The organism is Cupriavidus sp. 05N39 (assembly GCF_056397325.1).
In genome coordinates this window covers 1-371 of the sequence record NZ_JBFTNE010000400.1, presented here as the reverse complement: position 1 = coordinate 371, position 371 = coordinate 1, and the positions used below count along the sequence as shown (strand labels likewise).

The window sequence follows — 371 nt, the reverse complement described above, 5'->3', positions numbered from 1 at the left end:
GTGGACGTGCAGATCGCCGATACCGCCGGCCGCCTGGCCATCGACGAAGCGATGATGGCCGAGATCAAGGCCCTGCACGCGGCGGTCAACCCGGCTGAAACGCTGTTCGTGGTCGACGCCATGACCGGCCAGGACGCGGCCAATACCGCCAAGGCCTTCGGCGAGGCGCTGCCGCTGACCGGCGTGGTGCTGACCAAGACCGACGGTGACGCCCGTGGCGGTGCCGCACTGAGCGTGCGCTACATCACCGGCAAGCCGATCAAGTTCGTCGGCGTCAGCGAAAAGCCCGACGGCCTGGACGTGTTCCACCCGGACCGTATCGCCAGCCGCATCCTGGACATGGGCGACGTGCTGTCGCTGGTGGAGCAGGT

At 67.9% G+C, this 371-nt stretch carries 1 pseudogene; it reads left to right on the top strand.

From position 1 onward, the window contains the following. Positions 1-371 (top strand): annotated as a pseudogene (locus tag AC1DN0_RS41895) (signal recognition particle protein); the annotation flags it as partial.